The sequence below is a fragment of the Rhodoferax ferrireducens genome (genome assembly GCF_049302455.1).
Classification (GTDB): Bacteria; Pseudomonadota; Gammaproteobacteria; order Burkholderiales; family Burkholderiaceae_C; genus Rhodoferax; species Rhodoferax ferrireducens_B.
The window spans coordinates 1-21,499 of record NZ_JBAQMD010000085.1; the positions used below are offsets into that span (position 1 = coordinate 1).

At 62.3% G+C, this 21,499-nt stretch carries 22 protein-coding genes and 1 pseudogene; 13 read left to right on the forward strand and 10 right to left on the reverse strand.

The window, feature by feature from the left end; genetic code table 11:
• A pseudogene (locus WA157_RS14675) lies at window positions 1–124 on the reverse strand (branched-chain amino acid ABC transporter substrate-binding protein); the annotation flags it as partial.
• Between the two features lie 127 nt (window positions 125–251).
• Here WA157_RS14675 and WA157_RS14680 point away from each other — a divergent pair.
• The 5 genes from WA157_RS14680 (at window position 252) to WA157_RS14700 (ending at window position 4,367) form a co-directional block, all read left to right on the forward strand.
• Window positions 252–1,379, forward strand: coding sequence for a transposase (locus tag WA157_RS14680; RefSeq protein WP_422621672.1), 1,128 nt, complete (start codon window positions 252–254; stop codon window positions 1,377–1,379).
• 207 nt (window positions 1,380–1,586) lie between these two features.
• Window positions 1,587–2,135 (forward strand): isochorismatase family protein, encoded by a 549-nt coding sequence (locus tag WA157_RS14685; protein ID WP_422621673.1) that lies wholly within the window; start codon window positions 1,587–1,589, stop codon window positions 2,133–2,135.
• Window positions 2,132–2,749 carry a DJ-1/PfpI family protein gene (locus tag WA157_RS14690; RefSeq protein ID WP_422621674.1) on the forward strand — a complete coding sequence of 206 codons (618 nt, stop codon included), beginning with the start codon at window positions 2,132–2,134 and terminating at the stop codon, window positions 2,747–2,749. Before WA157_RS14685 ends, WA157_RS14690 begins: the two co-directional genes overlap by 4 nt.
• 2 nt (window positions 2,750–2,751) lie before the next feature.
• On the forward strand, window positions 2,752–3,381 hold the full coding sequence (locus tag WA157_RS14695) for a glutathione S-transferase family protein (protein ID WP_422621675.1): 630 nt from the start codon (window positions 2,752–2,754) through the stop codon (window positions 3,379–3,381).
• Window positions 3,378–4,367: a GlxA family transcriptional regulator gene (locus WA157_RS14700; RefSeq protein WP_422621676.1), complete on the forward strand. Its 990-nt coding sequence runs from the start codon at window positions 3,378–3,380 to the stop codon at window positions 4,365–4,367. The genes WA157_RS14695 and WA157_RS14700 overlap by 4 nt, the downstream gene beginning before the upstream one ends.
• A 41-nt stretch (window positions 4,368–4,408) precedes the next feature.
• On the opposite strand, the gene WA157_RS14705 is transcribed toward WA157_RS14700, so the two are convergent.
• From WA157_RS14705 to WA157_RS14725, 5 genes are all read right to left on the reverse strand, one after another.
• Window positions 4,409–5,362, reverse strand: coding sequence for a PA2778 family cysteine peptidase (locus tag WA157_RS14705; RefSeq protein WP_422621677.1), 954 nt, complete (start codon window positions 5,360–5,362; stop codon window positions 4,409–4,411).
• Entirely contained in the window at window positions 5,359–5,748 is a 390-nt protein-coding gene (locus tag WA157_RS14710) for a PA2779 family protein (protein ID WP_422621678.1), read from the reverse strand. The genes WA157_RS14705 and WA157_RS14710 overlap by 4 nt, the downstream gene beginning before the upstream one ends.
• A 112-nt stretch (window positions 5,749–5,860) precedes the next feature.
• Window positions 5,861–6,712, reverse strand: a complete 852-nt coding sequence (locus WA157_RS14715; RefSeq protein WP_422621679.1) for a SirB1 family protein — start codon at window positions 6,710–6,712, stop codon at window positions 5,861–5,863.
• A gap of 23 nt (window positions 6,713–6,735) precedes the next feature.
• Window positions 6,736–8,016: a mechanosensitive ion channel family protein gene (locus WA157_RS14720; RefSeq protein ID WP_422621680.1), complete on the reverse strand. Its 1,281-nt coding sequence runs from the start codon at window positions 8,014–8,016 to the stop codon at window positions 6,736–6,738.
• Complete coding sequence (locus WA157_RS14725; RefSeq protein ID WP_422621681.1) at window positions 8,009–8,962, reverse strand: histone deacetylase family protein; 954 nt, start codon at window positions 8,960–8,962, stop codon at window positions 8,009–8,011. The genes WA157_RS14720 and WA157_RS14725 overlap by 8 nt, the downstream gene beginning before the upstream one ends.
• A 42-nt stretch (window positions 8,963–9,004) precedes the next feature.
• Here WA157_RS14725 and WA157_RS14730 point away from each other — a divergent pair, with 42 nt between their 5' ends.
• The 3 genes from WA157_RS14730 to WA157_RS14740 are packed head-to-tail and all read left to right on the forward strand — an operon-like array spanning window position 9,005 to window position 12,963.
• A complete protein-coding gene (locus tag WA157_RS14730) occupies window positions 9,005–9,925 on the forward strand; it encodes an AAA family ATPase (RefSeq protein WP_422621682.1) in 921 nt (306 codons plus the stop codon).
• Window positions 9,926–9,938: 13 nt separating this feature from the next.
• Window positions 9,939–10,925 carry a DUF58 domain-containing protein gene (locus WA157_RS14735; RefSeq protein ID WP_422621683.1) on the forward strand — a complete coding sequence of 329 codons (987 nt, stop codon included), beginning with the start codon at window positions 9,939–9,941 and terminating at the stop codon, window positions 10,923–10,925.
• 16 nt (window positions 10,926–10,941) lie between these two features.
• The gene (locus WA157_RS14740) at window positions 10,942–12,963 is read left to right on the forward strand and encodes a transglutaminaseTgpA domain-containing protein (RefSeq protein WP_422621684.1); all 2,022 of its coding nucleotides are present in this window, start codon (window positions 10,942–10,944) and stop codon (window positions 12,961–12,963) included.
• A gap of 143 nt (window positions 12,964–13,106) precedes the next feature.
• On the opposite strand, the gene WA157_RS14745 is transcribed toward WA157_RS14740, so the two are convergent.
• On the reverse strand, window positions 13,107–14,006 hold the full coding sequence (locus tag WA157_RS14745; RefSeq protein WP_422621685.1) for a LysR family transcriptional regulator: 900 nt from the start codon (window positions 14,004–14,006) through the stop codon (window positions 13,107–13,109).
• Between the two features lie 152 nt (window positions 14,007–14,158).
• Here WA157_RS14745 and WA157_RS14750 point away from each other — a divergent pair, with 152 nt between their 5' ends.
• The 5 genes from WA157_RS14750 to WA157_RS14770 all read left to right on the forward strand — a co-directional run bounded on the left by WA157_RS14750 (window position 14,159) and on the right by WA157_RS14770 (window position 17,340).
• The gene (locus WA157_RS14750) at window positions 14,159–14,791 is read left to right on the forward strand and encodes an NADPH-dependent F420 reductase (protein WP_422621686.1); all 633 of its coding nucleotides are present in this window, start codon (window positions 14,159–14,161) and stop codon (window positions 14,789–14,791) included.
• 85 nt (window positions 14,792–14,876) lie between these two features.
• Entirely contained in the window at window positions 14,877–15,287 is a 411-nt protein-coding gene (locus WA157_RS14755) for a DoxX family protein (RefSeq protein WP_422621687.1), read from the forward strand.
• Between the two features lie 31 nt (window positions 15,288–15,318).
• Window positions 15,319–16,110: a DODA-type extradiol aromatic ring-opening family dioxygenase gene (locus tag WA157_RS14760; protein WP_422621688.1), complete on the forward strand. Its 792-nt coding sequence runs from the start codon at window positions 15,319–15,321 to the stop codon at window positions 16,108–16,110.
• On the forward strand, window positions 16,110–16,769 hold the full coding sequence (locus WA157_RS14765; protein WP_422621689.1) for an alpha/beta hydrolase: 660 nt from the start codon (window positions 16,110–16,112) through the stop codon (window positions 16,767–16,769). The genes WA157_RS14760 and WA157_RS14765 overlap by 1 nt, the downstream gene beginning before the upstream one ends.
• Window position 16,770: 1 nt before the next feature.
• Complete coding sequence (locus WA157_RS14770; protein ID WP_422621690.1) at window positions 16,771–17,340, forward strand: hypothetical protein; 570 nt, start codon at window positions 16,771–16,773, stop codon at window positions 17,338–17,340.
• 9 nt (window positions 17,341–17,349) lie between these two features.
• On the opposite strand, the gene WA157_RS14775 is transcribed toward WA157_RS14770, so the two are convergent.
• From WA157_RS14775 to WA157_RS14785, 3 genes are all read right to left on the reverse strand, one after another.
• Window positions 17,350–19,227 (reverse strand): potassium transporter Kup, encoded by a 1,878-nt coding sequence (locus WA157_RS14775; RefSeq protein ID WP_422621691.1) that lies wholly within the window; start codon window positions 19,225–19,227, stop codon window positions 17,350–17,352.
• Window positions 19,228–19,300: 73 nt separating this feature from the next.
• On the reverse strand, window positions 19,301–19,987 hold the full coding sequence (locus tag WA157_RS14780) for a response regulator (RefSeq protein WP_422621692.1): 687 nt from the start codon (window positions 19,985–19,987) through the stop codon (window positions 19,301–19,303).
• Window positions 19,984–21,495, reverse strand: coding sequence for a sensor histidine kinase (locus WA157_RS14785; RefSeq protein ID WP_422621693.1), 1,512 nt, complete (start codon window positions 21,493–21,495; stop codon window positions 19,984–19,986). Before WA157_RS14785 ends, WA157_RS14780 begins: the two co-directional genes overlap by 4 nt.
• Window positions 21,496–21,499: the final 4 nt, after the last annotated feature.

Genomic DNA, 21,499 nt, shown 5'->3' on the forward strand with positions numbered 1-21,499 from the left:
GGCCATAAGTCGCCTGGGCACCGGAAATCGGAGCAACGTGCCCGATCTTGACGACCGTCTCCTGGGCCATGGCAACACCGGCGGCAGCAGCAATGGCAGCCACCATAGTAATTTTCAATTTCATTTGAGGGACTTGCAGAATTCCCCAAACCTGCCGAATTACCCGCGATCTGATGCAGAAAAAAAAGATGCGGGCACCGCCCAAAAGGCTGGAAGATCAGGGTATTGAATCATGAACTTGATGCCCGCCCATGCATACTACCCTGAGTCCCGTTACTGCCCAAAGATTTTCTGCCTTGCAAAGAGACCTCATAGGGCTGGTGGAGCAAGACTACACGGGCCTGACCCCCAAGCTTGAACAAATCATCCGAGCCTTCGAGTTCACGCAAATCGAGTTAGAGGTTTACCGAGATCGGGGCTACGCACAAGGCCGTGGCGTGGGACAACCCGAGATGGATCGTTGCGCGCTGGCCTGTGCGTTTCTGGCCAAAGCGGTACTGGACTTGAAGACCACCAGAGCGCTGATGGATCGCCTGCAAGCCGACAGCAAGCTGCGCCGCCTGTGCGGCTTTGATCTGCGTTTTGCGCTGCCCAGCGAGTCCACCTTCAGCCGCGCGTTTGAAGAGTTTGCCACCAGTGCACTCATTGAACGCGTGCATGCCCGCATGATCACGGACACCTTGGGCGACCAGCTCATTGGTCACATCAGCCGCGACTCCACGGCCATAGAGGCACGGGAATCGATTGCAAAGAAAGACAAAGTCGAGGCAGCCCAAGCCAAGCCCAAAAACAAACCCGGGCGGCCCAAAAAAGGTGAAGTTCGCCCCAGCCCCGAGCCAAGCCCACTGCAGCGCCAGCGCAGCCAGACGCTTGAGCAAATGCTCTTTGAGCTCGACACTGCTTGCGCCACAGGCACCAAGAAGAACGCGCAGGGCTACAAGATCAGTTGGAAGGGCTACAAACTGCATCTGGACACGGCTTGCTGTGGCGTACCCATCAGCGCCGTGCTGACGGGGGCGAATGTGCATGACAGCCGGGTCGCATTACCGCTCATGCGCATCAGCGCGCAGCGGGTCGATGCCTGCTATGAATTGATGGATGCAGCCTATTGCAGCACGGTGATCCGTGAAGAAATCGAGGCTGCGGGGCGCGTGCCCTTGATCGATCACAACCCGCGCAAAGGGCAAAAGCAGGAGTTTGCCCCGCACGAGGCACAACGCTACAAAACCAGATCAGGAGCCGAGCGTTGCAACGCGCGGCTCAAGGATGAATTTGGCGCCCGCCATGTCCAGGTGCGTGGACACGCCAAGGTGATGTGCCACCTGATGCTGGGGGTGGTGGCGCTGTGCGCTGATCAATTCACGAGACTGCTGGTATGAGTCAAAAACGCAACACCTCAGAGCAAACGCACTTCAAACCCAGTTCGCAGCGCCTTGCGAGGATGAACTGTGGGCCAAACAAGGGGAAATCGATGCGATAACGCTCTGGGTTCTTCATGGTCGTTGAAAAGTGCTCAAAATTTGAGCATCGAGCGAATCCCAGCCTGCTGCTATTTTGAATTCTGCAAGTCCCTCACATGTCTTATTTTGATTGACGCGCAAGAGTCGTTCCGCCAGCGCCCGTACTTCACGGCGACCGATCTGCCCGCCTACCTCAACGCACAAAACGCGCTGATTGACGGCTGCGTGGCGCGCGGCCTGCCGATCGTGCGTGTCTTTCACGTCGACGGCCCCAAGACCGCCAGCAACCCGTTTGCGCTCGAATCGGGCTTTGTGCAGCCGCTGGCCCAACTGCACCCGTTTGACGCCGCCGCCACCTTTCACAAGAGCCGCCACAGCGCGCTGGTGGGCACGGGACTGGACGTGTGGCTGACGCAGAACGGCATTCAAAGGCTGATTATCAGCGGCATCCGCACCGAGCAATGCTGCGAGACCACCACCCGCCACGCCTCTGATCTGGGCTGGCAGGTGGACTACTGCCTGGACGCCACGCTCACCTGGGACATGCAACAACTTGATGGATCCACCCTGAGTGCGGTCGACATCAAGGCGCGCACCGCCACCGTGCTGAAAGACCGCTTTGCCACCATTTGCAGCGTCGCGCAGGCGCTTGAACGGGCTACAGGAGCGGCATGAGTCAGCGCCCGCCTGTGTCGGTCTGCATCCTGGTGTTTGATGCGGTCGAGGTACTGGACTTTGCCGGACCTTATGAGGTGTTCACCACCGCCAGCCGGGTGCATGGCAAGCGCAACCCGGGCGCGGCGGCGCTGTTTGACGTGGCCTGCGTGTCGCGTGATGGTCAGCCGATTCAGGCGCGTGCCGGGCTGCGTGTGCTGCCCGAACACAGCTTTGCTGACCACCCGCGCTGCGACCTGCTGCTGGTGCCCGGCGGCGTGGTGGACGCTGCCATGGCCTGTCCGCAAACGCTGGCGTGGATCGCCCGCACCGCCACCCAGGCGCAGATCACGGCATCGGTGTGCACCGGCGCATTTTTGCTGGCGGCCAGTGGTGTGGTGCGCACCGGGCGCGTCACCACCCACTGGGAAGACAGCAGCGATTTGCAGACGCGCTTCCCTGCCCTGACCGTCTGCGACGACCCGCGCTGGATTGACAACGGCCAGGTCGTCACCTCGGCCGGCATCAGTGCGGGCATCGACATGTGCCTGCACCTGGTGGCTCGGCTGGGCGGGCGTGATTTGGCCCAGTTGACCGCACGGCAGATGGATTACCACGGCTCGTTTGAGGATTAAAAATGGACTACACCTTGTTTGGACACCCCGAGTCGGGTCACTCATACAAAGTCAAACTGGCGCTGGAAGTGGCGCAGATTCCCCACCATTACCAGGTCATCGACATCGGTTTGCCTCACCAGGCGCGGCCGGAACCCTTTCGCAGCCTGGCAAAGTTTGGCGAAGTGCCCCTTCTGCTGCATCAAGGACAGGCCTATGTTCAGTCCAATGCCATTCTTCTCTTTTTGGCAGAGCAAACCGGGCGTTTCGGTGGCGAATCCAGTGCCCGTCTGGCCCGTGCGCGGGAGTGGCTGTTCTGGGAAGCCAATCGTCTGGGCTTGAGTCTGGCGCACCTGCGTTTCGCCCGTCGCTTTGATGCCCTGGCTTATCCAGCGGGATCGCTGGTCTGGTTTGAGCGGCGTTATGACGCAGACATTGAGCGACTGGCGTACGAATTGCGCGATGGTCGCCGTTTTGTCCTGGATGACGAACCCAGCATCGCAGACTTCAGCCTTTGCGGTTATTTGTATTGGGCCGACCAGGCCCAAGTCGCTGTGCCGCCCACGGTTGCCGCGTGGCTGGCAAACATCAGTCAACTGCCTGGCTGGGCCGCGCCTTACACCTTGTTGGCGCGCTCCGCAGAGGCGCGATGACCGCCGCGCCACACGCGCCGATTCAGGTGCTGTTTGCCTTGCAACCCGACAGCCTGGCGCTGGATTGGGCCGGGCCGGCTGAGGCCTTGCGCATCGCCAACCAGGCGTTGCAGGCGCAGGGCCAGCCGCCGCGCTTTGTGTTGCGCTTTGTCGGTCCCAGCAGCGAGACGGTCAGCTCGGTGGGGCTCAAACTCAGTGGTCTTGAGGCGCTGCCTGACACGCTGCCAGCGCCGGCCTGGGTGGTGCTGGTTGGCCAGCCAGGCGCCACCATTTCTGTGCAAACCGAGGCTGCTCAAGCGCTGCTGCACTGGCTGCGCGGCCTGCGGCTGCAAACCCACCGGCTGGAGCTGATGACCGTGTGCGCCGGCGCGGTGCTGGCGGCTCATGCGGGTTTGCTGGCTGGGCGGCATGTGACCACGCACCACCATCATTTGGCTGAATTGCGGTCGGTAGAGCCCGACTGCCAGGTGGTGGAGAACCGGGTCTTTGTGGAAGACGCACCGGTGTACAGCAGCGCAGGCGTGACCACCGGCGTGGACCTGACCTTGCACCGCATTGCCCAGCTGTGTGGCGAACCGATCGCCGCGCAGGTGGCGCAAGCCATGGTGGTGGCCCTGCGTCGCGGCCCGCAGGACCCGGAGTTGTCACCGTTTCTGGCTTACCGCAACCACCTGCACCCGGCCCTGCACCGCGTGCAGGACGCCGTCAGCAGCCAGCCCGCACAAGACTGGCACCTGGCCAGCATGGCGACGGTGGCCTGCACCTCACCCCGGCACTTGACGCGCTTGTTTATGGACCATGCCGGCATTGCGCCGCTGCAGTACCTGCGCCGCATTCGCCTGGCCCTGGCGCAAACAGCGTTGCAGTCAGGCCGCAATGTCACCCAAGCGGCCGCTTTGGCGGGCTTCAGTTCGGACACGCAACTGCGCCGCGCCTGGCACCAACTGGGCGAAGCCGGCACCCCGTCGAACCCCAAATTACTATAAAAATAATAGCTACTAGCGCTTTGTTGACGGGGTCTACAGCCCTATTTCTTATAAATTTTTGCCTGCAAGGCCAAATACGCCGGCAGGCGCTCACCGCCCAAGGCCACCGCGCGTGCAATCGCTTGACTGGCCTCCTGGCGACGGTTCAGCTCCAGCAGCACTTGCGCCAGATTGTTCCAGCCGTCGGCAAAATCGGGGTGCTTGAGAACCGCCTGGCGGTAGGCCTTGGCCGCTGCGTCACGCTGGCCCAACGCATAAGCGGTGTTGCCCGCGCCCAGCAAGGCCGCACGGTCGTCCGGCCAGCGTTGCACTGCGGCCGCAAAAGCTTGCTGCGCGCCGCGTGCATCCGTGCGTTCCAGCGTGGCCGCTGCGGCGGTGTAAGCCTGGGGCTCGGCGGTGGCGGGCAGTTGCCCGGGTTTCAGGGCCAGCATGGCCCAGTACTGCCCGCGCGCCCAGGTGCGCTCAAAGGCAAACATTGAAATCTCCATGCGCGCCGTGCGCCCGGAATGCAGCAGCAACACGTGGCGCTCGCGGTCAAAACCCATCACCACGGCGTAGTGCCACACCGGGTAGATTGAGAACGCCAAATTCTGGAACACCAGCACCGGGTGGCCTGCCGCCACTTCGCGCAGTATGTCTTCCACCTTCGGCTTCAATGGATAAGCCAACAAGCCCTGCCGACGCGTGGCGGCCAGCATTTCGGGCTGCAGCGAGCCTTTGCGACCCGGCAGGTAAACCTGATCCACCAGCGCATCCGGCGTCACATCGACACCCGCAGCAGTGGCCACCATCGCCAGCGCGGCAGGACCACATTCATAATCTTCCTGCGGAAAAAACGGAACATCGGCAAGTTCGACTTGCGCGGGAAGTTCAGTTGGCCAGCGTGCATCCAGCATCGCCACCTGCGGTGTGGCGCAGCCACCCAGAAGCAGCACCGCCCAAACAAAAACCCCCGTCAAGACGGGGGCTCGCAGACCAATGAGTCGCTTGATCATCGAACCGATCGTGTGAACGGAAACACCTTGGTGAGGCCCATGATGTCAGTCACCAGCAGCACGATGAACACGGTGAACAAGATGCCCAACACATCGCCACCGGCCGGGGCCTGCTCAATGCGGCCTGCCAGTTGCGCCACTTCAGTGTCCGACATGGCTGCGACCCGCTCGGCCGCTGCCTGCGGGCTGACGCCCTGGCCCAAGATGGCCTGGCGCACGTCATCACGCGCCAGAAAACGGTTCACGGTGTCGCGGCTGGTGCTTGCCTGCACGGGCGCTGTGATTTCTTCGGTGCCCACGATGCGGGCTTGGGCAGCGAGGGGAAAGCCCGCGGCGGTGATGCAGACGATCAGGCAAGTGGAAACGATTTGTTTAAAGCTTTTCATGGGTTTCTCTCCTGGGTTGTGGGCAGGCGCAGTCTCTGCCGACACTGCGCTTCATGTTTCGCATTGGACCCACGCCGGTTGCAAAAGTCAAAATCCATTACAACCTGAAACATCAGTTGATGGCGCGCCGCAATTCGGCCACACGCCTGGCGATGGCGGACGTGTCGTGCCCCTGTTCGGCGTTGCCCAGATAGGTTTCCAGGTCTTCCAGCGCTCTTCCCGCATGGCCCAGCTCGGCATGGGCCAGGCCGCGATCCCGGTACTCGTCCCAGGCTTGCGGCAGCAGCACAATCAGCCGATCCTGCACCGCAATCAGGCGCAGCCAGTCTTCCTGGCCGGTGTGGATTTCTTTCAGGTTGCGCAACATCCGGGCAATGATGTCGCGCGGCGGGGTAGCCTGCAAATACAGGCCCAGCGGCACTTCGAACTCATCCATCAAGCCACTGCGTCGCCGGAAAGGCTCCAGCCGCTCGGCCAACGCCTCGCGGGTCAGCGACTGGCCGTCCAGCGGGTCCATCACGACCTGGCCTTCGGGCAAATTCACCTTGACCATGAAGTGGCCCGGAAATCCGACGCCCCGCGCCGCCAGCCCCAAGCCTTGCGCCAACTCCAGCCACAGCACCGCCAGCGAGATCGGAATGCCGCGGCGCGTGTGCAGAATCACACTCACAAAGCTGTTGTCCGGGTCATAGTAATGATTGACGTTGCCGGCAAAACCCAAATCCCGGTAAAAAAACTGATGCAGGACGCGCAGCTTTTGCAAGGGGCCGGCATCAGCCGCAAGGCGATGTTTGAGTCGTTCCAGGAGTTGATCAACTTCACCCAGCACTTGTTGCACGTCCAGTTCAGGGTATTCGTCCTGCGCCAGGCAGGCAGCCGCCTCCAGCAGGGCAAAGTCGGCATCGCTGTGCACCACCGATGCAAAGTACTCCAGCGGGGTGGGCACAGCCAAAGATAAAGTCATGCGAACCTCCTTGGTCAAAATTATCAGGCCGGATTCGCCGCCACGTCGCGCGTGTGCACAACCCGCTGCGGATAGGGAATCTCGATCCGGTTTTCTCGCAATGCCTTAAGTATGGCCAGGTTGATCAAGGACTTCAAGTTGTCACTGCCGTTCTCGGGGTCGGCGATCCAGAACCCCACCTTGAACTCCAGCCCGTCGGCACCAAAGGCCGCCAGGTTGACCGAAGGCGCAGGCTCACGCAACACACGCTCCTGGTTCACGGCCGCCTGTTTCAACAAGCGCATCACCTGGTCCACATCGCTGTCATAAGCGACCGAGACCACGGTATGGAGCCAGACCCGCGAATCCGCCAGCGACAGGTTTTCGACCCGTGTGGTGATCAGCAACTCGTTGGGAACAATCGACTCCCGCCCGGCGAGTGAGCGGATGACGGTGTAGCGGGCGTTGATTTGCATCACAATGCCCTCAAAATTATCCACCCGCACGTTGTCGCCAATCCGCATGCTGCGTTCGGCCAGGATGACAAAGCCGCTGACATAGTTGGCCGCCAGCTTTTGCAGGCCAAAACCCACCCCCACGCCAATGGCACCACCGAGCACCGACAGCGCGGTCAGGTCAATCCCCACCGCTGACAGCGCCATCAACAGGCCGACAAACATCAACAAGACCCGTGTGGCGTTGCTCGCCGCCTTGCGCAGCGACAACTCGCCACCGGTGGCGGAGCGCAGCAAACGGGTCTCAATGGCGGCGGAAATCCACAAGGTGAAGATCAGCACGGCCCCCGCCGTCAAGCCCCCCTCGATCAGGGTGCGTACCGACATCCTGGCGCCCCCCATCTTCCAGGTGATCTGGTCGAGCTGTTCCAGCAGCAGCGGCAGCAGGCCACTGACCCACAACACCATGGCCAGCCACGCCAGCCATGAAATGCTGCGCTCCAGCAGACGCACCAGCGGCGTCTCACTGAAGGCGGCGTGCAGCACCTTGACCCCCAGGCGAATGACCAGCAGGGCAATCAGGACCGGCAGCGCAATTTTGAAAACGGCCAGCGGCACCCGGCCCAGCAGCAGGGCCCTGGCCGCGTAGGCCAGGCACAGCAGCAGCAGCGGAAACAGCACCCCGTCCACAATGCGTCGGCCAAACATGATGGAACTCGTCAGGTTCGAGCCCAGCGTCCGGCGCAACAGCACGGCCAGCACCCACGCGGCAAGGCCGCACAAGGCCAGTGCGCCGAGTTCGATCAGCGCGGCCGTTTGGGTCAGCGCCGCAACCCAGCCGTCCAGGTCGGTGCTACGGAATTCAAACATCGGCCAGCACCCGAATATGTCCCTCCACACTGCGACCGAGCGCGCTCAAGGCATAGCCACCTTCCAGACACGAGACAATACGTCCCTTGCCGTGGCGGCGCGCCACGTCTTTCAGGCGATGCGTGATCCAGATGTAGTCCTGCTCGACCAGGCCCAACTGGCCCATGTCGTCCTCCCGGTGCGAGTCGAAACCGGCGCTGATGAAGATCATCTCGGGCCGGAAAGCCTCCAGCCGCGGCATCCAGGCGCTTTCGATCAGCTCCCTGATCTCCATGCCCTTGGTGTAGGCCGGTACCGGCAGATTGACCAGGTTGGCCGCGTTGGAGTGAACGTGATCGAGCGGATAAAACGGATACTGGTAAAAGCTCACCATCAAAATACGCTTGTCGCCCGCCACGATGTCTTCGGTGCCGTTGCCGTGGTGCACATCAAAATCAACAATGGCGACCCGCTTCAAGCCATGGCGCTCCAGCGCGTACTTGGCGGCCAGCGCCACGTTGTTGAAAAAGCAGAAGCCCATGGCTTGTTCGCGGCAAGCATGGTGGCCGGGCGGGCGAATGGCGCAAAACGCGTTTTCAAATTCGCCCGCAATCACCGCGTCGGTCGCGGCCAACGCCGCGCCGGCCGCGTGCAGGGCGGCGTCCCAGGTGTAGACGTTGATGGAGGTGTCGGGGTCCACCTGGGCATAGGGCGGGCCACCGGCCAGAATGTCTTCTTTCAGCACATCGCTCAAGCCGCGCAGCGCCGCCACATGCGTGCGGCTGTGCGCCAGCTCAATGTCGGCCAGCGAGGCCGCAGGCGCCTCGCGCCGCTCCAGCGCCAGCCCCAAGCCGGTGATTAGCAGCCGGTCTTCGATCGCATCGAGCCGCTCTGGGCATTCGGGGTGGCCCGGACCCATTTCATGTTTGCGGCAATCGGGATGGGTGTAGTAGCCGGTCATTGTCACGGTGAGCGCCTGCCTCTCGAATTATTTTGGTAACGTCGTGCTATGGATGCACAAAAAAAACTTGAATCAATACTGAATCAGCTTAACACGGTGATTGTCGGCAAGCCTGAGCAAACGCAAGATTGCGTGGCCTGCCTGCTGGCGGGGGGCCACTTGCTGATTGAGGACGTGCCCGGCGTGGGCAAGACCACCTTGGCCCTGGCACTGGCCAAAACCTTTGGTCTGCAGTTCTCCAGGGTGCAATTCACCGCTGACCTGATGCCCACAGACCTCACGGGCGTCAGCGTTTATGAGCGGGCCAAGGAAAGCTTTGTCTTCCACCCCGGCCCGCTGTTTGCGCAGGTGCTGCTGGCCGACGAAATCAACCGCGCCAGCCCCAAAACCCAAAGTGCGCTGCTGGAGGCCATGGAAGAGAAGCAGGTCACCGTGGACGGCGACACCCGCCCCTTGCCGGCACCGTTCTTTGTCATTGCCACGCAAAACCCGCATGACCAGTTGGGCACCTACGCGCTGCCGGAGTCGCAGCTGGACCGGTTCCTGATGCGCATCTCACTGGGTTACCCGGATCGCGCCACCGAACGCACCTTGCTGGCCGGTCGGGACCGGCGCGACATGGTGGAGGAGTTGCCCAGCTTGCTGAATGCGACTGAGCTGAAAATGCTGCAGCAGCAGGTGCTGGCCATCCATGCGGCCGCGCCGCTGCTGGACTACGTGCAGGACCTGATCGCGGCGACCCGCTCGGGCAAGTGGTTTTTGCAGGGCCTGAGCCCGCGCGCCGGTATTGCCGTGGTGCGCGCGGCCAAAGCGCAGGCCTTGCTGAGCGGACGCGACTACGTGGCACCCGACGACGTGCAGGCCATCCTGGCGCAAACCGTGGCGCATCGCCTGCTGCCGCTGGGGGATGCGGGCCGCGGCGCGGTCGAGCAGGTGCGCGCCCTGCTCGATGCCGTGCCGCTGCCCTGAACGCCTTGCGCCGATGTCCGTCGCACCGTCATTGCCCCACCCGCTGCTGCATCCGGCGGCGCATGTGCGCGCGCAATTCCAGCGCTGGTGGCAGGCCCGGCTGCCGCTGACCGACAGCTTCACCCTGACCCAGCGCAACGTCTACATTTTGCCGACGCGCCCCGGCCTCATACTGGGCGTCACGCTGCTGGTGCTGCTGGTGGCATCCATCAACTACCAGCTCAATCTGGGCTACCTGCTGACCTTCTTGCTGGCCGGCTGCAGCCTGGTTGCCATGCACGTGTGCCACGCGACCTTGCGCGGACTAACTATGCATTTAATAGCGCCTGACCCAGTGTTTACGGGGGCTACAGCCATTATTGGCATAAACCTTGAAAACCGGCGCCCAAGCACCCGGTTTGGCATTGGGCTGGCACTGCTGGGCTCAAGCCACTGGAGCTGGACCGATGTGCCCGCGCAAGCGAACGCCACGGTGCATGTGGCCTTCAAGCCGCCGCGCCGCGGCCTGCACCGCGTGCCCGCGCTGACGGCGGAAACCCACTTTCCACTCGGTACCTTTCGGGTCTGGACGGTCTGGCGGCCCGCCGCCCAGGTGCTGGTTTATCCGGCCCCCGAAGCCCATGCGCCCGCCTTGCCGATGGGTGAACCCCGCGCGGGCGACGCCGCCGCGGCGCCCGGACCCGCTAACGGTGACTACGATGGCATCCGCGCCTACCGCCGCGGCGACCCGCTCAAACTCGTGGTCTGGAAAAAGGCCGCCAAGGCCGATGAGTTGGTCAGCCGCGACACGCAGCAGGTGCAGCGCCATGAACTGTGGCTGGAGCCGCACAGGACCGGCCTGCCCCAGCCGGAACAGCAGTTGTCGCGCCTGTGCGCCTGGGTGCTGCAGGCCGAGCAGCAGGGGCTGGATTACGGCTTGCGCCTGGGTGGCCTGGAAATCAAGCCAGCCCACGGTGAGGCGCAAAAACGTCGCTGCCTGCAAGCGCTGGCGCTGTGCTGAGCTTGAGGCTGCCGCCATGTTGAACCTGCTGCATCACCTGCGCCCGCTGCCGCGCGACAGCCGCGACACCCTGTTCCTGCTGGGAGTAATCGCCTGGGTGGTGTTGCCGCAGGTGAGCCATTTGCCCTTGTGGTGCAGTCTGCTCAGCGGCGCGGTCATGCTGTGGCGCGGCTGGCTCGCCGTCACGCTGCGGCCCTTGCCCGCGCGCTGGTGGCTCTGGTTGCTGCTGGTGCTGACCGTGGGCGCCACACTGTTCACCCACAAGACCCTGCTCGGGCGCGATGCCGGCCTGACCCTGATCGTGGTGCTGCTGGCCCTGAAGACGCTGGAGCTGCGCGCCCGCCGTGATGCCTTCGTGGTGTTTTTTCTGAGCTTCTTCATGATGCTGAGCAACTTTTTCTTCTCGCAGTCGCTCTTGACCGCCGGCGCCATGCTGATCGCGCTGCTGGGCCTGCTGACCGCCCTGGTCAATGCCCATATGCCGGTGGGCAAGCCGCCCCTGCTGCAGGCGGCCCGCATCGCGGGCTCGATGACCCTGCTGGGCGCCCCGATCATGGTCATACTGTTCATGTTGTTTCCGCGTCTGGCGCCGCTGTGGGGCGTGCCCAGCGACGCCATGAGCGGGCGCAGCGGCTTGTCGGCCACGATGCAGGTCGGCAATATCGCCAGCCTGGCCCTCGATGACAGCATTGCCATGCGCATCCGCTTCGAGGGCGCGCCACCGCGTCAGTCGGATCTTTATTTTCGCGGGCCGGTGCTCTCAAGCTTTGACGGGCGCAACTGGCAGCCGCTGCGCTCAGGGCTACCAGCACAGCTGCGGCCGCTCCCCGATCTGCAAGTGCAGGGCGCGCCGGTCAACTACCAGGTGACGCTGGAGCCCAATCAGCGCCCCTGGTTGCTGCTGCTGGACGCCACGCCCAACGCACCCCTGCTGACGGGCTTCGAGGCCCGCATGACACCCGAGCTGCAATGGCTGGTGGAGCGCCCGATCACCGACCTGCTGCGCTACACCGCCCGCAGCTACCCCGACTTCAGCCATGGCCCACTGCGCCCGGTGGCGGGTCTGCAGGACTACCTGGAATTGCCCTTTGGTTTCAACCCGCGCACGCTGCAACTGGCCGCCGAGCTGAGGCGCGACCCGCGTTATGCCGCGGACGACGGGACGCAACTGATCGCGGCCGTGCTGGAGCGCCTGCGCAGCGGCGGCTACGTCTACACGCTGGACCCCGGCGTGTACGGCCGCGACAGCGCCGACGAGTTCTGGTTTGACCGCAACGAAGGATTTTGCAAACACATCGCGTCCAGCTTCGTCATCCTGCTGCGCGCGCTCAAGCTGCCCGCGCGTGTCGTCACCGGCTACCAGGGTGGCGAACAAAATCCCGTCGATGGTTTCTGGACCGTGCGCCAGAGCGACGCCCACGCCTGGGCCGAAGTCTGGCTGAACGGGCGCGGCTGGGTGCGCGTGGACCCCACCGCCGCCGTGGCGCCGGGCCGGGTGGGCAGCTTGCAGCGCTTGCAGGCGCCGCGTGGCGTCATCACCGAGGCCTTGCTCGGCAACGTCAGCCCGGCGCTGGCCCTGAACCTGCGCGCGGTGTGGGACGCCGTCAACAACCGCTGGAACCAGTCGGTGTTGAACTACACACAGCGCAAGCAGCTCAACCTGCTGGAAAACCTGGGCTTTGAGTCGCCCAACTGGGAAGACCTGATCTACCTGCTGATCGGCATCGTGGTGCTGGCCAGCCTGGGCGCCGCAGCCTGGACCCTGTGGGAGCGCACCCGCCAGGACCCGTGGCTGCGGCTGCTGGCGCAAGCTTGCGCGCGGCTGCAAAAAGCGGGCGTCCCACTGGCCCCGAACAGCCCGCCGCGCCGCATGGCCGAGCAGCTGCGCGCGCAGCTCGGCCCCGAGCACCCAGCGGCTCGGCGCATCGGCGACTGGCTCTTGCGCCTGGAAGCGCTGCGCTACGCGCCGCCCGCCGCCCAGCGCAGCCGCCTTGCGACACTGCAGCGTGAATTCAAGCGACTGCACTGGCCCACGTGACGCATCAGCCCAGGCATCGCATTCCAAACCGGCCTAAAACCCGCGCACCGGAGTCCGTCATTGACGATGACGACGATAAGGAAGACGCTGACAAAGACGCCGGGCATGGTGACGATGGATGGACGGATAAACCGGACGTCCATCTACCAAGCCATCCCTGGTTGCGAGAAATGATTTGTCAAAAAATCGATGAGCGCGCGAACCTTGGGCGAGACATGTTTGCGGCTTGGATACACCGCATAAATGCCAAGCTCAAGCGAACGAAATTCGGGCATCAACTCGACCAATGCCCCAGAGGCCAAATCGTCACCCACCAGGAAGCTGGGCTGCAAGATGATGCCTTGGCTGGCGAGTGCCGCCGCGCGGCAGGTGTCCCCATTATTGGTATGGATGCAGGGATTGGTTTTGACACTGACCGGCCCCAGGGGTCCCTTGAAGGGCCATTCGTCCTTGGTGGACCAGTAGCTGTACGAGATCACAGCATGGTCAGCCAGTTCGCCGGGGTGCTTGGGTGTGCCGTGCAGCTTGAGATACTGCGGTGAGGCACACAGCACCATGCGTGTGGTCGCCAGCCGCTTGCTGACCAGGGTTGAATTTTCCAGATTGGCGATGCGGATCGCCACGTCATAACCCTCCTCCACCAGATCGACCAGGCGATCTGCCAGCGTCACGTCCAGCTTGACGTTAGGGTGCCGGACTCGGAAGGCACCCCACAGCGGGGCCAGATGCAAAACGCCAAAGGTAAATGGTGCATTGATTCGCAGCAACCCGCTCGCGGCATCGCTACGGGACGTGATTTCATCCTCAGCCTCTGCCAGTTCGGCCAGCAGCTCCTTGCTGCGAACATAAAAAATCTGTCCTTCATCTGTCAGTGAAAGCCGCCGTGTCGTGCGGTGCAGCAAGCGCACACCCAGGCGGGTTTCCATGTCGACCACATAACGCGAGACGGCCGCCTTGGACATCGCCAGCGCGTCGGCGGCTTTGACAAAGCTCCCAGCGTCAACCACCGCATTGAAAGTCTGCATTTCAAGAAACCGATCCATTATTCCTCCAATCGAGACAATTAATCACATTCAACGGTGTTTATCTTCTCCCACATTTCCAATAAAGTCCATCCCATGCACTGCAAAACACACACGGTCCAGCCCATGCAGTGTCTGCAACAGACAAATTCAACCCACCCAAAGGAAGCATCATGAAAGTCACAGTTATCGGCGCCGGCAATATGGGCGCAGCCTTCGTCAAACAACTCACCCACGCTGGCCATCAAGTCACAGTGACCGCCCGCAGTTTTGAAAAAGCACAAGCGGTGGCCGCAGCCAACATCGGCGCAACCGCCGTCGCCACCTCCAACGCAGCCGCTCAAGCTGATGTCGTCATTCTGGCGACCGGCTATGCCGACGCCGTCAATGCGTTGAAAAGTGTCGGTAATCTGAACGGCAAGGTGGTCATCGACATCACCAACCCCCTGACGGCCGATTTCATGGGATTGACCCTCGGTCACAGCAACTCCGCTGCGGAAGAAATCGCCAAGGCCATCCCGGAGGCTGATGTTGTCAAAGCATTCAATACCGTATTCGCCCAAGTGCTTTCCGACGGCGCTGATTTCGGTAACGGTCAAATCGTTCCGGTATTTGTCGCCAGTGACAGTGAGCGTGCCAAGCAGACCGCCAAGGCGCTGGCCGAGAGTATGGGATTTTCTACGGTGGATGCCGGTGGCCTGAAGAATGCTCGCTACCTGGAGCCCGTGGCTGGGTTCAACATTTACCTGGGCTACGGCGCAGGTCTGGGCACGTCGATTGCGCCGACCTGGATCAAGCGCGCCTGATCCAAGACCCGCGATCTGCAAGCGCCTAAGGCTTGCAGATCAACCGACCCTATCCATCAACACATCTCATTTCCAGGAAACCACCATGTCCAAGACCTTTCAAAACACACTCGCCCTGGCTTCTCGCCTGTTGTTTGTCGTGTTCTTTCTGCCTGCGGGCTTTGGCAAACTCACCGGCTTTGCCGGCACCGTGGGCTACATCTCGTCGGTGGGCTTGCCGCTTGCCACCCTGGGTGCCGTTTTGGCGCTGGCGGTTGAAATCCTGGGTAGCCTGGCACTTCTGGCGGGGCTCAAGACCCGGCTTGCGGCCCTGATTCTGGCGGCGTTCACGCTGGTGGCCAGCTTCTTCTTCCACGCCTACTGGGCAGTTCCTGCTGACCAGGCATTTGTCACACAACTGCTGTTCTTCAAGAATATTGCCGTGGTTGGCGGTTTGCTGGCACTGGCGGCCAACGGCGCAGGCGCCTGGAGCCTGGATGCGCGCAACGAACCTTGATTCAAACTGAAAACAAAGCACTGGAATCGTCATGACCTCCCCAGCCAAAGCCCCTGTTCTCTTCATCTCGCATGGGGCACCAACCTTTGCCCTTGAGCCTGGACTTCTTGGCCCCCGGCTGCGAACCCTGGGCAGGCAACTGCCTGAACTCAAGGCGGTGTTGGTGGTGTCACCCCACTGGCAAACAAAGGACGTGATGGTCATGAGCACGGCGTTGCCAGAGACGGTGCACGACTTTGGCGGTTTTCCGTCCAGCCTGTATGCACTGCAATATCGGGCTGCCGGTCAGCCAGAACTGGCCCAAGAGGCGGCCCGCCTGCTGAATGCGGCAGGTTTCGCTGCAAATTGCGACGACCGTCGCGGGCTCGATCACGGTGCCTGGGTTCCACTGCTCCACCTGCTGCCTGAGGCCAAAGTGCCGGTTTTTCAGGTCTCCATGCCTTTGGGCTTGACGACCCAGCAGGCGATGAAGTTGGGCCAGGCTCTGGCACCGCTGCGCAACCAGGGCGTACTCATTGTTGCCTCCGGCAGCATGACCCATAACCTGTACGACGTCCGTCAATCCGGCGCGCAGCCCGAAGCCTATGCCCAGGAATTTGCCACCTGGGTGCGAACCGCCGTGCTGGCCAATGGGGTCAAACAGTTGCTTGACTACCGTGCTGAGGCACCCTACGCCGAACGGGCGCATCCAAGTGAAGAGCATTTTCTCCCCCTGCTGATCGCCATGGGGGCAGTCGCCGAGGCGGATGAAGTGACTCTGCTCCAAGGGGGTATCACCAACGGCGTTTTGTCAATGGAATCCTACGCATGGGGGATTGAGTGATGAGTGCACACTTTGATTTGACGTTTTTATCGAAACAACCGCAGCCTGCGAACCCCAAAGCACTGGTGGTGCTCTTGCATGGTGTGGGCGGCTGCGAGACCAATCTTGTCGATTTGGCCGCCGCCATCAGCCCGGAAACGCTCGTCGTCATGCCGCGCGGCCCCATGACCTTGGGCGCGGGGCAGTATGGCTGGTTTCGGGTGAACTTCACCAGCGCCGGTCCGCTTATCGTCGAGACCGAGGCCGAGCAAAGTCGCCAGACCTTGCTCCGATTTGTGGCGCAACTGCAGTCGGTCTACAGCATTGCACCGCGGAAAACGGTGATTGCCGGATTCAGCCAAGGTGGTATTTTGAGTGCCAGCGTTGCGCTGAGCGCGCCCGAGCTCGTTGCCGGATTTGGGGTCTTGTCGGGGCGCATCCTGCCTGAACTCGAACCACATGTTGCCGACAAGGCGCGGTTGAAAAACCTTCACGCATTCATTGGACATGGCGAGTACGATAGCAAGTTGCCCGTGATGTGGGCACAGCGCTCGGACCAACTTCTCAGTGACTTGGGCGTGGCGCACCTGACCCGTCTGTACCCCATTGACCATGGAATCAGCGCGGAAATGCAGGCAGACTTCTTGTCCTGGTTGCAGAGCATCACTTCAGGGGTTTGATATGCATGACGCCATTCATCAGAGCTACGCAGCTGTTCGCAGGCAGGAGCCGCCAGCAACCCCCATGGTGCTTCTGCACATCGGCGAAGATCGGACCTGTGTCGCAGCAGGCACGGGCGTCGAACCCGAGCAAATTCTGATACTAAAGATTGGGTCGACGCGGACGTCAAACGATTTCTTTAGACACAATCCGCCATCACCGCTTGAGATCGAGAACGCCATTATGGTCGTTGAGGACGAAGTGACGCGTGCCCGTGAGATAACCGTCGGACGCGCATCACTTTATTCCACAGATGAACTGGTTTACGAGATAGCCAAGATGGCGGACTGTTCGGAAAAATTGGCCATCACGCTGACGATTGAACAGGTTGAAAAGCTGTTTGACCAGCTTGCTGCCAGATCCGAAGGCAGGCCATCATCGCAAGTGGACATACCGGATGACCCAAAATTCGCTGCAACCCTGTTGATCCTGCGAGAGTTCATGCATCACCTGCAATTTGACGACATCAAATTCAGACGAAAGTCGGAACCAACGGGGAACCCGGTCAACGACACCCATCGACCCATCTGATCCGCAACGTCAAATTTGCACCCGGGTTCCCAATTCGATCACGCAATTGTTCGGCAGACGAAAGAAGTCCGCCACACTGCCTGCGTTGCGGGACATGATGGCAAAAAGCGCTTCACGCCAGTGGGCCATGCCGGCGCCTTTGGTCGGCACCACAATTTCCCGACTGAGGAAATATGAAGTCTCAAACAGGTTGATGGACAAGCCTTGGGATTGACAGAGCTCCAGCGCCCGCGGAATATCCGGAGCATTCTTGAAGCCGTAGTTCACCTGTACCTTCCAGAAACCGGGCACCAAAGGCTTGACTTGAACGCGCTCGTCGAACGCAATCCATGGCACGTCATGGAACACGACAGTGAGGATCACATTACGCTCGTGCAGCACCTGGTTGTGTTTCAGGTTGTGCATGAGTGCCTGCGGCACCGTGTCCGGGTTGGCAACTGTGTAGATGGCGGTCCGCGGGACGCGATGCACGACATCGGCGGACAAAGCCGTGATGAAGGGCAACAATTCGGGGTCATCGTGGCGGATGTTGTCAATCAACAGTTCGCGACCGCGCCGCCAGGTCGCCATGACCGTGAAGATGACCACGCCCAGCACCAGCGGGAACCAGCCACCCTGAAAGAACTTGAGCGAGCAGGACACGACCAACAGCGTGTCGAGGGCCAAAAACACAGCGGTGGCCGCCAGCGCCACCGGCAACGGGTAGCCCCAGCCATCGCGCACGACAAAAAAAGTCAACGCGGTGGTGATCAACATCGTCATGGTCACCGCGATGCCATAGGCCGACGCCAGCGCGGAAGAACTGCCGAAGCCAACGACGGCCAGCAAAACCGAGACCAGCAGCAGCCAGTTCACTTCCGGCATGTAAATCTGCCCGATTTCCTTGGCCGAGGTGTATTGCACCTGCATGCGCGGCAGCAGCCCCAGCAAGACCGCTTGTTTGGTCATGGAGTAGGCCCCCGAAATCACCGCCTGGGACGCGATGACGGTGGCCAGTGTGGCCAAAACGACTGCCGGTATGAGCCAGGCTTGGGGGAACAGGCGATAAAACGGATTCTCCAGCGCGGAGGGGTCGCGCATCAGCAGCGCGCCTTGCCCCATGTAATTGATGGCCAGGGCCGGCAACACCAGTCCCAGCCAGGCCAGCTGGATCGGTCGTTTGCCAAAGTGCCCCATGTCGGCGTAGAGCGCCTCGACACCGGTGAACGCCAGCACGATGGCGCCCACCGCCACAAACATGTGCCAGCCCTGTGAGCGCAAAAATTCAAAAGCGTTCAATGGGTTGAGCGCCGCCAGAATGGCCGGCTGCTGAATGATCTCTGTCACTCCGGTGATGGTCAGCACGGCAAACCACAACAGGATGACCGGCCCGAACAGCTTGCCGACGAGGCTGGTGCCAAAACGCTGGACCGCAAACAGGCCGACGAGAACCGCCACTGAAATCGGGAGCACATAGGATTTGAAGGCCGGCGTCGCCACCTCCAGACCTTCGACCGCACTGAGCACGGAGATGGCCGGGGTAATCACGCTGTCGCCATAAAACAGGGCGGCGCCAAACACGCCCATCAGCAGCAAAACGGTGCGCCGCCGCGCCGTTTTGCCGGCCGCGTTGGCGGCAAGCGCCGTCAGCGCCATGATGCCGCCTTCGCCGCGGTTGTCGGCACGCAGGATCAGCAACACATATTTCAGCGTCACGACCATCATCAGGCCCCAAAAAATGACAGACACAGCGCCAATGAGGTGGACGCCGTCCAGCGGCACGCCGGTGGCAGGGCTGAAGACTTCCTTCATGGTGTACAGGGGACTGGTACCGATATCCCCGTACACCACCCCCATGGCACCGAGCGTGAGCGCGGCCAGGCTTTCCCGATTCGAAGTTCTACTCATTGCAATCCATTGGCTGTAAACAGGGCGTCACTATCGCTACCGGCGCATCAGGAACGCATAAGGAAGGGTGCACTCAAACGGCTGCCAGGCGATAACCGACACCGGTCTCGGTCAGCAGATGGCGCGGCTCGGCCGGGTCGCGCTCGATCTTGGCCCGCAACTGGGCCATGTAGAGCCGCAAATAGTGCGTGTGCTCCGTGAACTCGGGGCCCCAGACATCGAGCAGCAACTGCCGGTGCGTCACCACGCGGCCCGCACTGCGCACCAAGCGCGCGAGCAGCTTGAACTCGGTCGGCGTGAGATGCAGCACCTCACCGCTGCGCAGGACGCTGTGGGCAGCCAGATCAATGCGCAGATCGTCCAGCTCATGCACCGTGACCGCCGCGGCCAGCGCGGTGCCGCGATGGCGCAGCGCCACCCGAATGCGGGCCAGCAGTTCGCCCACGCTGAATGGTTTGGTCAGGTAATCGTCGGCACCGGCATCAAGCAGCTGGATTTTTTGCGCCTCCTGATGCCGGGCGGACACCACGATGATGGGCAGCGAATGGCGCGTGCGCACCTCGCGCACCAGTTGCACGCCATCGCCGTCGGGCAGGCCCAGATCCAGCACGATGACATCGGGCGGGCTGTGGCGTAAGAGCGCGCCGGCCTCGCTCAGCGACACGGCGGTCTGCACCTCAAAGCCCTCCACCGACAAGGAGGACTGCATCAGCGCCCGTATCTCGCGGTCGTCCTCGACCACCAGCACCCGAAGTGTCATGGCAGCTCCTGGTTCAGCTCTTGGCCAGGTTGCTGGGCATCGAGCGGCAAGGCGAGCACAAAATTGCTGCCGCCGCCCCGGCGCGGGCGCAGCGTCAGACGCCCGCCATGCGCGAGCGCGATGGCCCGGCACAGGGCCAGGCCCAGACCGGCACCACGCTGGCCCGACTGATCGCCGCGGGTATAGGCCTCGAAGATGACTTTTTGCTCGGCTTCAGGAATGCCGGGACCCCGATCCTTGACGGAAACGAGCAGTTCCTGGGCCTCAACGCTGACGCTCAGGTCAATCGCGCCGTCGCTGTATTGCAGCGCGTTGTCCAGCAAATTGCTGATCAACTGGGCGAGCAGCACCGGGTCTGCCTTCACCAGCGGCAAGTGTTCGGGCACATTGGACTTGATGCGGCGCTGGGCGTCGCGCTGGCGCACGCGCGCCAGCACGGCGCCCACGATTTCTTCCATCGATTCCCAATCCCGTTTAAGCGCCTGCGCCGCGCCGGTGAGCTGCACCAGCTGCAAGGTGTTCTCGGTCACGGTGGACAGGTAGGACGCCTCGCTGACAATGCTGCCGAGCAGGCGGTCCTGCTCCGGCTCGCTGAGTTTGTCGCGTTGGGTTTGCAAGGAAGACGCGGCACCCACGATGGCCGCCAGTGGTGTGCGCAGATCATGCGAGATCGCGGCCAAAAAAGTGCTCTGCAACTGCTGGCGTTGCGCTTCGCTTTGCGCCGCGAGCATCGACGCGGTCACACGCAGACGCCACAGCGCCTGCGCCAGCAGCGCACACAGCGCCTGGGCGTGCTCGCGGCCAGCCTCATCCGCTGCCAAAGCCGGGCGGACGCAGGCCGCGCCGGTCACATGACCGCGCTCGCCCAGAGGCAGGTACCAGGCCAGCAGCCCGGGCCAGCGCCCGGTGCCCGGCCCCAGCACTGCCGCCTCCCTCATGCAGCAGCGCATGCCGTCGCGCACGGCGGCGTCCAGGTCCGCGGCGAAATCGAGTTCACGCCCGTCCTGGGTCAGGGCCAGCGAACAAGGTCCGGCAAAGGCGGCGTCCAGCGCCTTGTGACCGAGGGCCTCAATATCAGCCGGCGAATTGACGTTGGACAGGTCGGTGGCCAGTGCCTGCAATTGCCGGGCGCGCCGCTCGTTCAGATGCGCCAGCTCAGTCTCGCGCCGCACGCCCTTCGCCAGGTGGCTGATCACCAGAGCCAGCACCAGCATCGTGCCCAACGCAATAAAGTGTTCCTGGTTTTCGACCTCAAAGGTCCAGCGCGGCGGCACAAAAAAGAAGTTCAATGCGGTGACCGCCACCACGGCGCAGACGGCCGACTCAATCCAGTCCAGTTTGTAGGAGGCAATCACCACCGCCAGCACATAAATCATGGCCTGGCTGGTCAGCGATACATAGCGATCGAGCAAGAAGCTGCAAGCGGTGGCGGCCGTCAGCAGAAGCGCGACGATGACCCAACCTCGGGCTGGCTGGCGGTTGGATGCAGATAACGCTGGAGAATTCATAATG